13 protein-coding genes and 1 pseudogene are annotated in these 14,862 nt (G+C 63.4%); 7 read left to right on the top strand and 7 right to left on the bottom strand.

The window, feature by feature from the left end:
• Positions 1-6: 6 nt before the first annotated feature.
• The 6 genes from VQ044_RS01270 (at position 7) to VQ044_RS01245 (ending at position 5,081) form a co-directional block, all read left to right on the top strand.
• A complete protein-coding gene (locus VQ044_RS01270) occupies positions 7-477 on the top strand; it encodes a GNAT family N-acetyltransferase (RefSeq protein WP_327646668.1) in 471 nt (156 codons plus the stop codon).
• A complete protein-coding gene (gene gatA, locus VQ044_RS01265) occupies positions 474-1,955 on the top strand; it encodes an Asp-tRNA(Asn)/Glu-tRNA(Gln) amidotransferase subunit GatA (protein ID WP_327646667.1) in 1,482 nt (493 codons plus the stop codon). Before VQ044_RS01270 ends, gatA begins: the two co-directional genes overlap by 4 nt.
• A 64-nt stretch (positions 1,956-2,019) precedes the next feature.
• A complete protein-coding gene (gene gatB / locus VQ044_RS01260) occupies positions 2,020-3,519 on the top strand; it encodes an Asp-tRNA(Asn)/Glu-tRNA(Gln) amidotransferase subunit GatB (protein ID WP_327646666.1) in 1,500 nt (499 codons plus the stop codon).
• Entirely contained in the window at positions 3,516-4,019 is a 504-nt protein-coding gene (locus VQ044_RS01255) for a GNAT family N-acetyltransferase (RefSeq protein ID WP_327646665.1), read from the top strand. Before gatB ends, VQ044_RS01255 begins: the two co-directional genes overlap by 4 nt.
• A gap of 89 nt (positions 4,020-4,108) precedes the next feature.
• Positions 4,109-4,489 (top strand): NADH:ubiquinone oxidoreductase subunit NDUFA12, encoded by a 381-nt coding sequence (locus VQ044_RS01250; RefSeq protein ID WP_327646664.1) that lies wholly within the window; start codon positions 4,109-4,111, stop codon positions 4,487-4,489.
• A 184-nt stretch (positions 4,490-4,673) separates the two neighbouring features.
• Positions 4,674-5,081, top strand: coding sequence for a DUF2155 domain-containing protein (locus VQ044_RS01245; protein ID WP_327646663.1), 408 nt, complete (start codon positions 4,674-4,676; stop codon positions 5,079-5,081).
• On the opposite strand, the gene aat is transcribed toward VQ044_RS01245, so the two are convergent.
• From aat to VQ044_RS01215, 6 genes are all read right to left on the bottom strand, one after another.
• Entirely contained in the window at positions 5,021-5,689 is a 669-nt protein-coding gene (gene aat / locus VQ044_RS01240; RefSeq protein WP_327646662.1) for a leucyl/phenylalanyl-tRNA--protein transferase, read from the bottom strand. The two genes, VQ044_RS01245 and aat, sit on opposite strands and share 61 nt — an antisense overlap.
• Before the next feature lie 271 nt (positions 5,690-5,960).
• Positions 5,961-7,310 (bottom strand): acetyl-CoA carboxylase biotin carboxylase subunit, encoded by a 1,350-nt coding sequence (accC, locus tag VQ044_RS01235; RefSeq protein WP_327646661.1) that lies wholly within the window; start codon positions 7,308-7,310, stop codon positions 5,961-5,963.
• A 10-nt stretch (positions 7,311-7,320) separates the two neighbouring features.
• Positions 7,321-7,809, bottom strand: a complete 489-nt coding sequence (gene accB / locus VQ044_RS01230) for an acetyl-CoA carboxylase biotin carboxyl carrier protein (RefSeq protein WP_327646660.1) — start codon at positions 7,807-7,809, stop codon at positions 7,321-7,323.
• 30 nt (positions 7,810-7,839) lie between these two features.
• Positions 7,840-8,277 carry a type II 3-dehydroquinate dehydratase gene (aroQ, locus tag VQ044_RS01225; protein ID WP_327646659.1) on the bottom strand — a complete coding sequence of 146 codons (438 nt, stop codon included), beginning with the start codon at positions 8,275-8,277 and terminating at the stop codon, positions 7,840-7,842.
• Positions 8,278-8,395: 118 nt separating this feature from the next.
• The gene (locus tag VQ044_RS01220) at positions 8,396-9,181 is read right to left on the bottom strand and encodes a DsbA family protein (RefSeq protein WP_327646658.1); all 786 of its coding nucleotides are present in this window, start codon (positions 9,179-9,181) and stop codon (positions 8,396-8,398) included.
• 24 nt (positions 9,182-9,205) lie between these two features.
• Positions 9,206-10,588 (bottom strand): M48 family metalloprotease, encoded by a 1,383-nt coding sequence (locus VQ044_RS01215; protein ID WP_327646657.1) that lies wholly within the window; start codon positions 10,586-10,588, stop codon positions 9,206-9,208.
• Between the two features lie 137 nt (positions 10,589-10,725).
• Here VQ044_RS01215 and VQ044_RS01210 point away from each other — a divergent pair.
• Positions 10,726-11,880 (top strand): annotated as a pseudogene (locus tag VQ044_RS01210) (pyridoxal phosphate-dependent aminotransferase).
• 146 nt (positions 11,881-12,026) lie between these two features.
• On the opposite strand, the gene VQ044_RS01205 reads toward VQ044_RS01210, so the two are convergent.
• Positions 12,027-14,834 carry an Rne/Rng family ribonuclease gene (locus VQ044_RS01205; protein ID WP_327646656.1) on the bottom strand — a complete coding sequence of 936 codons (2,808 nt, stop codon included), beginning with the start codon at positions 14,832-14,834 and terminating at the stop codon, positions 12,027-12,029.
• Positions 14,835-14,862: the final 28 nt, after the last annotated feature.

Below are 14,862 nucleotides of genomic sequence, written 5' to 3'. Positions count from 1 at the left end.
CCGGCGATGGCCGTTACGATCGCGGTGGAAACGCCGCTCCAGGATGAAGTGCGGACGCTGGTTGCCAGCCTCAATGGCTATCTGCAACCACTCTCGCCCCCGGAGTTTCAATTCCAGCTGACCGCCGAACAGATGGCGGATGCGGATACCACCGTGTTTGTAATGCGCGACGACACCGGCGAAGCGATCGGGATCGGCGCGTTGAAAGTGCATGATGTAACGCTTGGCGAGATCAAGCGAATGTTCACGACACCAGCCGTGCGTGGCACTGGTGCGGGCTGGAAAATTCTGCGGGCGATCGAAGCCAAGGCTCGCGACCTCGGTCTTGCCCGGCTGGTCCTCGAAACCGGGTCGACCGCAGGCTTCGAACCGGCCTGGGCGCTCTACGAGCGCTCGGGTTTCACGCCTTGCGGCCCAGTCCTCGACTATCCGGATTCCGCCTACAATTGCTTTTACGAAAAGACCCTGACCCGATGAATGATCTGACTTCACTGACCATAGCGGAAGCGCGCGGCAAGCTGGCGTCGAAGGACATCGGCGCCGTCGAACTGACCGACGCCTATCTGGCCGCCATCGACCAGGCCAATGGCGCGCTCAATGCCTATGTCGCGGTGACGGCCGATAAGGCGCGCGACATGGCGAAGGCGTCCGACGCGCGCTTGGCCAAGGGCGAGGGCAGGGCGCTCGAAGGCATTCCGCTCGGCATCAAGGATCTGTTCGCGACCGAGGGCATCCACACCCAGGCCTGCAGCCACATTCTCGACGGCTTCAAGCCGCGCTACGAATCCACCGTCACGGCCAATTTGTGGGCTGACGGCGCGGTAATGCTCGGCAAGCTCAACATGGACGAGTTCGCCATGGGCTCGTCGAACGAGACGTCCTATTACGGCCCGGTCAAGAACCCTTGGCGGAAGAAGGGTTCCAACCTCGACCTCGTGCCCGGCGGCTCGTCCGGCGGATCGGCCGCGGCGGTGGCGGCGCATCTTTGCGCCGGTGCGACGGCGACCGACACCGGCGGCTCCATCCGCCAGCCGGCCGCCTTCACCGGCACGGTCGGCATCAAGCCCACCTACGGGCGCTGCTCGCGCTGGGGCACCGTCGCCTTTGCCTCCTCGCTCGACCAGGCCGGGCCGATTGCCCGTGATGTCCGCGACGCGGCGATCCTGTTGAAATCGATGGCCTCCGTCGATGCGAAGGACACGACATCGGTCGACCGTGACGTGCCGGACTATGAGGCAGCGATCGGCCGCTCCGTGAAGGGGCTCAGGATCGGCATCCCGAAGGAATACCGGGTGGACGGCATGCCGGGCGAGATCGAAACCCTTTGGCAGCAGGGTGTCGCCTGGCTGAAGGACGCTGGCGCCGAGATCGTCGACGTCTCGCTGCCGCATACGAAATACGCGCTGCCGGCCTATTACATCGTCGCGCCGGCCGAGGCGTCGTCCAATCTGGCGCGCTATGACGGCGTGCGCTACGGGCTGCGGGTGCCGGGCAAGGACATCGCGGATATGTACGAGAAGACCCGCGCCGAGGGATTCGGTCGCGAGGTCAAACGCCGCGTCATGATCGGCACCTATGTGCTCTCGTCCGGCTATTACGATGCCTACTACCTGCGGGCGCAGAAGGTCCGGACCTTGATCAAGCGCGATTTCGAGACCGTCTATGCCGATGGTATCGACGCGCTGCTGACCCCGGCGACGCCCTCGGCGGCCTTCGGCATCGCCGACCAGGACATGGCCTCGGACCCGGTGAAAATGTATCTCAACGACATCTTCACGGTCACCGTGAACATGGCGGGTCTGCCGGGAATTGCGGTGCCGGCCGGACTGACTGGCGACGGACTGCCGCTGGGACTCCAATTGATCGGTCGGCCGTTTGACGAGGAAACGCTGTTCGCGCTCGGCTCGGTGATCGAGCAGGCGGCCGGGCGGTTCGAGCCGGCCAAGTGGTGGTAACATCAGCGAGAGTTCGCAATTCACCCGCCAGTGCGCAGACCGCTTCTTCCTCTGAAAGCCGACCATGACCCTCATCGACACCCGCACACCCGATCCGAAAAACTTCATCTCCGGTGCTACCGGCGACTGGGAGATCGTCATCGGCATGGAGGTTCACGCCCAGGTCTCGTCTCAGGCCAAGCTGTTTTCCGGCGCATCCGCCGAATATGGCGGCGAGGCGAATGATCACGTCAGCCTCGTCGACGCGGCGATGCCGGGCATGCTGCCAGTGATCAACGAGGAGTGCGTGCGCCAGGCGGTCCGCACCGGGCTCGGTCTCAAGGCCGAGATCAAGCATCGCTCCGTGTTCGACCGGAAGAACTATTTCTATCCGGACTTGCCACAGGGCTACCAGATTTCGCAGTTCAAGGATCCGATCGTCGGCGAGGGGGTCGTCAGCGTTTCGGTCGGACCGAACTCGAAGGGCGAGTTTGAGGAGATCGAAGTGGGCGTCGAGCGGCTGCATCTGGAACAGGACGCCGGCAAGTCGATGCACGACCAGCATCCGACCATGTCCTTCGTCGATCTCAACCGCTCGGGCGTCGCGCTGATGGAAATCGTCTCCAAGCCCGACATGCGCTCGGCCGACGAGGCGAAAGCCTATCTGACCAAGCTGCGCACTATCCTGCGCTATCTCGGCACCTGCGACGGCAATATGGACGAAGGCTCGATGCGCGCCGACGTCAATGTCTCGGTGCGCCGTCCCGGCGGCGCCTTCGGTACCCGCTGCGAGATCAAGAACGTCAACTCGATCCGCTTCGTCGGCCAGTCGATCGAAGCGGAGGCCCGGCGGCAGATCGCGATCATCGAGGACGGCGGCACCATCGACCAGAAGACGCGGCTGTTCGATCCGGTCAAGGGCGAGACGCGGGCGATGCGCACCAAGGAAGACGCGCATGACTACCGCTATTTCCCCGATCCGGACCTGTTGCCGCTGGAATTCGACCAGGCCTATATCGACGCGCTGCTGAAGGAACTGCCGGAGCTCCCCGACGACAAGAAGAACCGGCTAATCAAGGATGCCGGGCTGTCGCCCTACGACGCCTCCATCCTCGTTTCCGAAAAGGCGATCGCTGACTTCTTCGAGAAGGTCGCGGGCGGCCGCGACGCCAAGCAGGCCGCCAACTGGACGATCAACGACCTGCTCGGGGCGCTGAACAAAGCCGGCAAGGGGATCGATGAGTCGCCCGTCTCGGCCGAGCAGCTCGGAGCGATCCTCGACCTGATCCGCGAAGGCACGATCTCGGGCAAGATCGCCAAGGACCTCTTCGAGATCGTCTGGAACGAGGGGGGTGATCCCAAGCAGCTCGTCGACGAGCGCGGGATGAAGCAGGTGACCGACACCAGCGCGATCGAAAAGGCGGTGGACGAGGTGATTGCCGCTAACCCCGACAAGGTCAGCCAAGCCATGGCCAAGCCGACGATGGCCGGCTGGTTCGTCGGCCAGGTGATGAAGGCAACTGGCGGCAAGGCCAACCCCCAGGCGGTGAACGCGCTGGTCAAGGCCAAGCTCGGGCTCGAATGACGTCGTTCTTCATCCGCACGGCCGGGCCGCGCGATCTTCAGGCGATCAGCGATCTGCTTCGCGAGACCTGGCACGCGACCTATGACGGCATCTACGGCGCTGCGAGGGTGTCGGAACTCACCGCGTCGTGGCATTCGGTGGATGCGCTGAAGCCAAGGCTCGGGCGGCTGAATTCCGAGTTTCTGGTCGCCGACGACGGCGAGCGGCTTGGCGGCATGGTTTATGGCGCCGCGACCGAAGGAAACGGCAGGACAGTCGTCCTGCACCAACTCTACGTTCGGCCTGGCTGCCAGCGTGCCGGCATCGGTCGGAGCCTGCTGGCCGAGATCGAGGAATGCTTCCCGCAGGCCGAGCGGCTGCGGCTTGAGGTCGAGGAGGCCAACGAACCGGCCATCCGATTCTACCGGAGCGCGGGATTCGCATGTACGAGGTCGACCGCCAATTGCTGCGACGACACATCGGGAATCCCGGCCGCGGTCTATGAAAAGCGCCTGACCTGACCGCTCGCGGCCGGGTGGACATTTTTCCCCGGCGGCAGCATAACGAGCCCGCATCGCGGCGGCGCGCATCGAGACGGATTGAGATTCCCATGAAGGAATGGCTGCTTCAGATATTCACCTGGTGGAACGGTCAGACGATCGGCACCCGGTTTTTCACCTGGCGGTTCGGCCGGAGCCTTGGCGAGGATCATCTGGGCAATGTCTATTACCAGAACGCGGACGGGTCCAAGCGCTGGGTGATCTACAACGGTCCGGCGGACGCGTCGGCGATTCCTCCCGGCTGGCATGGCTGGATGCACCACCGTGTCGATACGCCGCCGTCGTCAGAGGACTACGTCCCTCGTACCTGGCAGAAGCCGCACCAGCCGAACCATACCGGCACAGCCTTGGCGTACCGGCCCAAAGGCTCGCTGCTCAATCCGGCGGAGCGTCCGCGTGTCACCGGAGATTACGACGCCTGGACGCCGTAATCGACAGAGAGGCGCGTTGCCCATCCAGACTGCTGATGGACCGGCACCGTTCCGATGTCCCGGTTTGCCCTGCGTCGGCAAATTGGCGCCGGTTTCAAACGCTCAATTCTCTGCCGTAATCGTCCGGCACAGGGTGGTGCGGTCAAGTCGGGATGGCGGCTTTCGACACGTCGAGGAAGATTTGATGAACAACCGTATTCTGGGTCCGATTTTGGTGGCCGCGACCCTTGGCTTGGGGGTCTCGCCGGCGGCTGCGCAGGAACGCGTCTCGAATCCGGTCGCGGTGTTTTCCGGTCTCGACAAGATCACCGGCCGGATCACCAGCTTCGACGTCTATATCGACGAGACGGTCCAGTTCGGCGCGCTGCAGGTCACGCCGAAAGTCTGCTATAGCAGCGCCGAGGGACAAGTCGCCAAGACGGACGCGTTCGTGCAGGTCGACGAGATCACGCTGCAGCGCGATATCCGGCAGATTTTTTCCGGCTGGATGTTCGCCGATTCCCCGGGTCTCAACGCCGTCGAGCACCCGGTCTACGATGTCTGGTTGAAGAGCTGTAAGAGCGATTCGGCCGTTCCCGCTCCGGAGGGGTAAAAGGTCGCATCCTCGGAGACCGCTTCCGCCAGAAGCACCTGATAGGCATCGCGATGCACCTCGATCGCGCCGAACGAAGCGAGATGATCGGTCAGGAACTGCGTGTCGAGCAGGCGGTAGCCGCCGCGGCTGAGGCGCTCCCACAGATAGGCGAGCGCGATCTTCGAGGCGTCGGTCCGGCGTGAGAACATGCTCTCGCCGAAGAAGGCCGCGCCGAGCGAAACGCCATAAAGTCCCCCGACCAACTCCTCGCCATCCCAGGCCTCGACGGAATGCGCGAAGCCTTCGCGAAACAGCGACAGGGTCAGCGATCGAATCTGGGAGTTGATCCAGGTTTGTGACCGGCCGGGAGAAGCCTCGGCACAGCCGTCGACCACGGCCGGAAAGGCGGTGTCCACCCGGATATCGAACGGAGCGCGCCGGATCGTCTTGCGCAGGCTCCGCGACAAATGGAACTCGTCGAGCGGCAAGATCCCACGCTCGGTCGGGTCGATCCAGAAAATGCCAGGATCGTCGGCGGTTTCCGCCATCGGAAAAATCCCGCAGGCATAGGCTTTCAGGAGGATGCTTGGCGTGATCTCGAACCGCTGTCCGCCGCGCCGGGCCATGGCGTTATACCAACCTGCGGTGATAGGGACTCATTCGATCGGGACAATCACCGATGTCTGGCAAGAAGCGGGGCGACGCGCGATGCGGCGCATCGGGCGAGGCCCGCGACGAAGCCAGACACGGCGAGCGCCCGGCCATAGGTGGGCTGGTCGGGCTCGCCGGACGGCGTCGCACCGCTTGCCCGATGCGCCGCATCGCACCGCGCATCGCTCCTGGCCGGCCAAGCCCGTTCAGCTCCATCGAATGCGTTCCTATCACCGCAGGTTGGTATCAATTCGTCGCCTTGGCCGCGAGATAGTTTTCCAGCCAATGGATGTCGTAGTCGCCGGTGCCGATGTCGGGATTGTCGACCAGATCACGGAACAGCGGCAGCGTCGTCTTGACCCCATCGACGACGATCTCGTCCAACGCTCGGCGTAGCCGCATCATGCATTCGGCGCGGTTGCGGCCATGCACGATCAGCTTGCCGATCAGGCTGTCGTAGAAAGGCGGAATCTTGTAGCCCTGATAGACGCCGGAATCGACCCGCACCCCCAGGCCGCCAGGCATATGATAATGCGTGATCTCACCGGGTGAGGGAGCGAAGGTCTTCGGATCCTCGGCATTGATCCGGCATTCGATGGCATGGCCGGAGAACTGAATCTCGGATTGTTTAATGGACAGTCCTTGACCGCTCGCCACACGAATCTGTTCATGTACGAGGTCGAGACCGGTGATGGCCTCGGTCACGGGGTGCTCGACCTGGAGACGGGTGTTCATTTCGATGAAATAGAACTCGCCGTTCTCGTAGAGAAATTCAATCGTTCCCGCGCCCCGGTAGCGAAGCTCGGACATGGCGTTGGCGCAGATGCTGCCGATCCTGGCGCGCTGCGCATCGTCGAGTGCGGGCGAGTTCGCTTCTTCCCAAACCTTTTGATGGCGCCGCTGCAGCGAGCAGTCGCGCTCGCCGAGATGGATGGCGTTGCCGGCTCCGTCGCCGAAAACCTGCACCTCGATATGGCGCGGCTTTTGCAGATATTTCTCGAGATAGACCGCGTCGTCGCCGAAGGCCGATCCCGCTTCGGCGCGGGCGGTCGCCAGCGCGTTGGAAAGGTCGCCGGCCGAGTGCGCGACCTTCATGCCACGTCCGCCGCCGCCGGCGGATGCCTTGACCAGTACGGGGAAGCCGATGTCGTTGGCGATTTTCAAAGCTTCGTCGTCGTCGGTCACCGCACCCGGCGAGCCGGGAACGACTGGGATGCCGAGGCGCTTGGCCGTGCGCTTGGCCTCGATCTTGTCGCCCATGATCCGGATATGGTCGGCGGTTGGGCCGATAAAGGTGATGTTATGAGCCTCGAGAATGTCGGCGAAGCGGGCATTTTCGGACAGAAAACCATAGCCGGGATGAACCGCGTCGGCCCCCGATATCTCACAGGCGGCGACGATCTGGGGAATATTGAGATAACTGTCGCGCGCCGGCGGTGGTCCGATGCAGACGCTTTCATCGGCAAGACGCACATGCATCGCCGTGTTGTCGGCGGTCGAATGCACCGCGACCGTCGAGATGCCGAGTTCCTTGCAGGCGCGCAGAACTCGCAGTGCGATCTCGCCGCGATTGGCAATCAGAACCTTCTTGACCATCCCGTGCCCCTCAAGCGACCACGACGAGCGGCTCGCCGTATTCCACTGGCTGGGCATTCTCGACCAGGATCTTGATGACCTTGCCGGCCCGCGGTGCCGGGATCTGGTTCATCGTCTTCATTGCTTCGATGATCAGCAGCGTTTCGCCTTCCGCGACCTGCTGGCCGATTTCAATGAAATGCCGGCCCCCAGGGGCGGAGGAGAGATAAACTGTTCCGACCATGGGCGAGGGGACAGTGCCGGGCTCCGGACCGGTAGAGGCAGGTACGTTGACAGGGGATACTCCGGATTGCGACGCCACAGGCGCCGGCTGACCGTGCTCGGGAGATGGAGCGTAGGTCAATGCCTGCGGATGACCGACCACGTAGTCCTTTTGGCGCGACACCCGGACACGAAGCGTACCGTGCTCGACCTCGATCTCGGTGAGGTCAGTGTCGTTCAGGATTGTCGCCAGCTCGCGAACGAGGGCGGAGTCCACATTGTTTTGTGCGTTCGACATTCCGGTCCTTCGGCCCCTTCGGGCTCGCTTTTATCGAAGACGTGCTTTGAGTGCGGTGATGGCGAGTTCGTAACCAACCGGCCCAAACCCCACGATCATCCCAACCGCGATCGGGGCAATCAGGCTCTTATGCCGGATTTCCTCGCGCGCATGGATGTTCGAGATATGGACCTCGACCACTGGTTTGCCAAAAAAACGGAGCGCGTCGTGAATGGCCAGGGAGGTATGCGTGTAGGCGCCGGCATTGATGATGATCGCCGCGGCGGCGTCTCGCGCCTCCTGTATCCACTCGACCAATTCGCCTTCATGGTTCGATTGCCGAAACACGATTTCGAATCCGGCTTCCGTACCCGCTGCCTCGCACCGGGTCTGAACGTCCGCAAGTGTCGCGGACCCATAGATCTCAGGCTCTCTGAGGCCAAGGGTATTCAAATTGGGTCCGTTGAGGATGTAGATCGTCGGGGTCATCGATCCTCGGTGGGTTCAACAATCACGTACGGCGCCCGCACGGCTTGCAAATCCCTATAGTGCGATAGGTGGCGCGGGGAAAGCGCCACCTATCGCGTTTCCTCGTCATCCAAAGGATTCAGCAGTTCGCACTGCCGCATTTTCGAACATTGGCGATGGTGGCGGTCAGATCCGCCACGCCAACGGCACCAGGCAGCACCTTGTCCGCGATGACGTAGGAGGGCGTGCCATTGATCGCCAGCCCTTGGGCAAGTTGATCCGCCTCCTGCAGGGCCGCCTTGACGGCCGAGGACCCCATCACCGGCCGCAGTTGTTCCTCGCTGATACCAAAACCCTCCGCCACCGTCAGCGCTTTGGCCTCGTCGGCGACTCCCCGTCCGGCAAGTAGGTCACGATGGAACGCGGCATATTTTTCGGGAGCAAGTTCACGGAATGCCAGACTGACGGTCGCCGCTTCGAGCGACTGCGGGCCGAGCACCGGAATTTCCTTGAGGATGAAACGCACATTGGGGTCATTCTCGACCAGCGCGTCCATATCCGCCATCGCCCTTTTGCAGAAACTGCAATTGTAGTCGAAAAATTCGACCACGGTGACATCGCCGTCGGGATTGCCCAGAGCCGTGCCTTCGGGCGTTTCGAACAGTGCCGGCCCAGTGTCGGTAATCGCCTTCTTCTGGGAGGCCAGCTGCTGCGCTGATCGCTTGGTCTCCAGCGCGTCCATCACCTCCAGAAGAACCTCGGGGTTCGTCACCAGATAGTCATGAACGATCTCTTCGATAGCCCGGCTCTCGGCCTCGTCGAAGGATGTCTGTGCCGGCTTTGCGGTCATCGTTTGCTGGGCGCTGGCGGGCACGGCGAATGCGATCGCCAGTGCGGCGGCGGCGAGGAGCTTGATTTTGGTCACGAGGAGGCGGTTCCTTCTGGATCGTCAGCGGATCTTGGTCTGGATGATGTCTTGGGCCTTCAGCCATGCTGGGGAGCCTGGCTTCAATTTCTGCTGGGCCCGCGTCGCGAAAATCTTCGCCTGACGGAAAGACCCACCGTGCCAGTAGCCCTCTGCGGTGGCAAGCTCCGCGCGACCGACATCGCCGAGGCGGCCATAGGCCATGGCGAGAAATCGATAAGCGACGGAGTTGACCGGGTCGCTTTGCAGGCCGGATTGGATCAAATCCACAGCCTTGTCCATTTGCGAGCGATCCCCGCCAGTGACGAGCGCCTGTCCGACCTCAGCCTTGAGGATGCCCGAACCGCTCTTGTCGAGCTTGACGGCCTTGGAGAACGCGGCTGCCGCTTCCTGCCAGCGACCGGCATCCATCAAAATCTCGCCGCGCATCTCGTGAAACCACGGGCTGTTCGGCTGGGCCGCAATCAGCGCCTCGATCTTTTGCAGGGCGGTCGCAGGCGAACCGGACAGATGCGTCGCGATGGCGTCGCCATACAGCGCCGCCAGACCGCGCGGATTGCGGGCAAATAGCCGCCGGACCTCCGACGCTCCCCCATTGTAGGCGACGATCTTGGCCCGTGCCAGATCATGCCGCTGAGCCAGGCCCGGCGAATCCTGGCGACTGAAATCGGGACTTTCCTGCGCGACCTGCTTCAAGGCCGCAATACGTTCGCGCGGCAAAGGATGCGACGACAGATAGTTGCCCGAGCGTCCGCTGGCGAAAAGATTGTTGCGATCGAGGGTCTCGAAGGTCTCCAGAAGCCCTTTCCCCGACTGGCCGGTCTTTCGCAGATAGGTCAGCGCAGCCCGGTCGGCGGTCGATTCCTCGCCGCGCTGATAGCTGAGCAGCCCCCGTCGCGCGAGATCGCCGCCGCCGGCCATAAGACCCGCACCGGCTTGAGCCGCCCCCCGCGCGCCTGATGACGCACCGGCCACAGCGACGCCGGCGCCGAGCAGTCCGGCCACGATGGCGATCGTCTTGGCGCGTTCCAATTGCTGGCGCAGTCGCTGTTGGTGGCCGCCCGCCAGATGCCCGATCTCGTGGGCGAGAATGCCGATCAACTGGTTGGGGGTCTCGGTCGCGATGATCGCCCCGGTGTTGACGAAAATCCGGCGACCGGCGACGAAGGCGTTGAAGCTGCCGGAATTGACCAGGACGATCTCGATGCCCGAGCGGGATAATCCCGCCGCCTTGAGGATCGGCCGCGCGTACTCGCCGATCAGCGCTTCGATCTCGGCGTCCCGGACCACGGGAAGACTGGCTTTTTCACTTCGCGCGGCCTCGGCCGCGACCGGGGCCAGCGCGACGGCAAGGGCGACGGCGATCGCGGTCAAACGGGCCGACAGACGGCGGGGCGACAAATTCATGCTAGGTCCTCTTCCAAACCCGGCCATTCAAGCGGATATCCTCCCCGGATCAAGGGGCCAAACTCCCGCTGTTCCGGCATTCTAATCCGGCGAATTCGAGGCGAAACAGGAATGAAACAGTGTCCGATCTGCTCACAATGACGGCATCCCGGCGGTCGGACATCGATCCGTTTCGCGCGATGGACGTGCTGGCCGAGGCCAACCGGATGATCGCACAAGGAGATTCGGTCCTCTCGCTGGCTGTCGGGCAACCGGCGGCGCCGGCACCGGAGATCGCGCGCGCTGCGGCGCGCGGCGTATGCTCGATCATGGCCGCATCGCCTATACGGACGCTCTCGGCCGGCGCGATTTGCGCGAGCGGATCGCGCGGCATTATGCCGAGGCTTACGGGCAGTCGCTCGACGCGGACCGAATCATGGTCACGACCGGCTCGTCGGCTGGTTTCAACCTCGCTTTTCTCGCCGCCTTCGACCCCGGTGATCGAATCGCCATCGCCGCTCCCGGCTATCCCGCCTATCGCAACATCCTGCGCGCGCTCGGTCTGGTCCCGGTGGAAATCGAAGTCGATCGATCGACCGAATACGTGTTTACGGCCGAGCATCTACGCAGCGCGCATGAGGCCGGCCCGATTGCCGGCGTCCTCGTGGCAAGCCCGGCGAATCCGACAGGCACCATGACGCCGTGCGAGGAACTGCGTCGTCTGGTCGAATATGCGGACGCTGAGGGCATCCGGTTCATTTCGGACGAAAGTCTATCATGGCCTGGCCTACGGCAAGGCTGAGGCGACAGCGCTCGAATTCTCGAAGCGACCGATCGTCGTCAACTCATTCTCGAAATACTACTGCATGACCGGTTGGCGGATCGGCTGGCTGGTGCTGCCGCCGGACCTGATGCGCGCGGCCGAGCGAATTGGCCAGAGCCTCTATATCTCAGCGCCCGAGCTTTCCCAGGTCGCCGCAACGGCCGTCTTCGATGCGAGAGACGAGCTCGACCGGGTTCGCGATGGCTATGTGCGCAACCGTGATCTTCTGATCGATCGCCTGCCATCGCTCGGTTTCCGAGACATCGCGCCGATCGACGGCGCCTTCTATGCCTATGCGGCCATCCCGGAGGGTGAGGCGAGTTCGACCGCCTTCGCCAAGGCCATCCTCGAAAACTGCCATGTCGCGATCACCCCCGGCACGGACTTCGATCCACGCCGCGGCGAGGGGTTCGTTCGACTCTCCTATGCCTGCGACCACGCGACGCTCAGCGAAGCTCTGGATCGAATCGCGGCGAACTCCGTCCGGTAGGTGCAAGCCAGCCTCGCTTGCCAACAGAAACGGGCGGCCCCTTGCGAGGCCGCCCGTTGTCTTTGTGCGTTGCGTTGGAAGACCAAACGCGATCGGCGCTCCGAAACCGCGCGGCCGAGAACAGGCAGCACGGAGGTCGCGAGCACTCAGAAGAACGAGCGCCGCGCCCACCAGCCGGTACGTCGCGGTTTTTCCGCGGTTTCGGTAGTTTCCTTCGTCGCGTCGCTGGATGTCACCACCGGCTCACCGGACTCTTCGACTTGGGTTTCGCGCACGTCGTCATTGGCCGCGGAGGCGGGCGACACCATCTCCTGGTCCGCCATCTCGCTCGGCGCGGCTTCCGGCGTTTCGCGCGAAGCGGATTCCGCGGCCGGAGCAGACTCCGGCGCCGCTGCTGCCAGCTCTTCCCCATTGCGTTCGCCGGATGTCGCGACGGACGTTTCGGCGGACGCGGCATTCGTCTCCCCAGCCGCATCCATAGCGACTGGCTGGAGCGGGGCCGAAGGCACTACCTCGACGTGCGGCACGGCAACGGCATCGCCAGCTTCCTCGGCGTTCGCGGGCTGCGCCTCCTGCGCAGCGTCGCCGCCCGCCTCGGTCCCGTCGTCCGCACCGCCGGTCTCGTCACGATTGCGACGACCGCCACGCCGTCCGCGGCGCCGACGTTTGCGTCCCCGATCCGAATCATCCTCGCTTCGATCTGAAGCACGGTCATCGCCCGCCGATTCATCATCGGCGTCGCTGTCGGTCTCCGGCTCGGACTGGTCGCTTTCGGCAGAAACCGTCTCGTCGTCGTTCTCGCCCCGCCGCTTGCGCCGCCTGCGGCGTCTGCGCTTGCCACCGTCAGAACCATCCGAATCGGTCTGTTCATCTGCCTCCTCGATCGTTTCAGGCGACTTGCGGGCAGCTTCCTCGTCAGCCGCTTCGTCCAAAGCGTCGATCTCGGCCGCCGCCACCGATTCGGGATTGACGACGTCGGAGGAGATTTCCGGTTTCACCGCCTCGCTGCCATGCTCGATAGCGAGGCTTTGATGACCGGCGCTCTCATCGGCGGCGAGGACGATGCGCAGACCGTAATGGCGTTCCAGCTCTTCGATCCGCTGGCGCTTTTCATTGAGCACGTAGAGCGCGGTCGCCGTCTGGATCTTGACGATCAGGTCGTGGCTCGAATGCTTCTGGAGGTGTTCCTCGATGGTGCGCAGGACATGCAGCGCGGAGGAGGAAGCCGATCGGATGTGGCCGGCGCCTTCGCAGACCGGGCAGGGCTGCATTGTGGATTCGAGAACGCTGGCGCGAATGCGCTGGCGACTCATTTCCAGAAGGCCGAAATGCGAAATGCTGCCGACCTGAATGCGCGCCCGATCGCTCTTCAGGCAATCCTTGATCTTCTTCTCGACCGTCCGGTTGTTGCGCTTTTCCTCCATGTCGATGAAGTCGATGACGATCAGACCCGCGAGATCGCGCAGACGGAGCTGCCGCGCGACTTCCTCGGCGGCCTCCATATTGGTCTGGAACGCCGTATCCTCGATCGAGTGCTCGCGCGTCGAGCGTCCCGAATTGACGTCGATGGCAACCAATGCCTCGGTCTGATTGATGATGATGTACCCGCCGGACTTCAGCGTGACATGCGGATGCACCATCTTTTCAAGCTGCGATTCGATGCCCTGGCGCGCGAAGATCGGCGTCTGATCCCGATAGGGCTGCACAACCTTCGCCTGGCTCGGCATCAGCATCCGCATGAAGTCCTTGGCTTCACGGTAACCGGCCTCGCCGGCGACGAGGATCTCGTCGATATCCTTGTTGTAGAGGTCGCGGATCGATCGCTTGATCAGGCTGCCCTCTTCATAGACCAGGGCCGGGGCGATCGACGACAGCGTCAGATTGCGGACGGTCTCCCACAACCGCATCAAATACTCGTAGTCGCGCTTGACCTCGGGCTTCGTCCGGTTCGCGCCAGCCGTGCGCAGGATGATGCCCATGCCCTTCGGCACGTCGAGATCGCGCACGACATCTTTCAGACGCTTGCGATCGGACGCGTTGGTGATCTTGCGGGAAATGCCGCCGCCGCGCGCCGTATTCGGCATCAGAACCGAATAACGACCGGCGAGGGACAGGTAGGTGGTGAGCGCCGCGCCCTTGTTGCCGCGTTCCTCCTTGACCACCTGGACCAGCAGAATCTGGCGCCGCTTGATCACTTCCTGGATCTTGTATTGGCGGCGCGGGCGGCTCTGGCGAACCGGGACCTCCTCCATCGCATCCTCGGAGCCGATTTCGTCGATCTGCTCCGATTCGTCGCCATTCGCCTCGTCATTGGCGTCGTCGTCGCTTGTCGAGCGGCCACGGCCGCGCCGAGCTCTGCTGCTGCGTCGACCGCGTTGTGATTGACTAGAGGTCGGCTCGTCGTCGCCATCGGAATCGTCGGCGTCGGTCTCCGCGGCGTCGTCTGCCGACTCGCCTTGCGGCATCCCGGCGGCTGCTACGTCAGGCTGATCCCGGTCTTCGGATAATTCGCCGCCTTCGCCCGACGCGGGTTCGCCGTCCTGCGAATCGACGGTCTCCGAGATGCTTTCCTCGTCGTTGCGCTCTGCCGCCTTGTTCCGCGACCCCCTGCGGCTACGCCCACGGCTGGGGCGCGGCTCGTCGGCCTCGTCCTCTTCCTCCTGGACGCGGGCGAGTTCTTCGTCGATCAACGCCTGCCGGTCGGCCTTGGGGATCTGGTAGTAGTCCGGATGGATTTCGCTGAAGGCAAGAAAGCCGTGGCGGTTGCCGCCATATTCGACGAAGGCGGCCTGCAGTGACGGCTCGACCCGTGTCACCTTGGCCAGATAGATGTTTCCCTTAAGCTGCTTCTTGTGCTCCGATTCGAAATCGAATTCCTCGATCCGACTACCGCGGACGACGACGACCCGCGTCTCCTCCGGGTGGGACGCGTCGATCAGCATTTTGTTTGCCATGAATGGACTCCCGGGCGCTCGCGCCGGG

The sequence above is a fragment of the Aurantimonas sp. C2-5-R2 genome (assembly GCF_036549495.1).
Taxonomy (GTDB): domain Bacteria; phylum Pseudomonadota; class Alphaproteobacteria; order Rhizobiales; family Rhizobiaceae; genus Aurantimonas; species Aurantimonas coralicida_A.
This window is presented reverse-complemented; position numbering and strand designations above follow the sequence as displayed.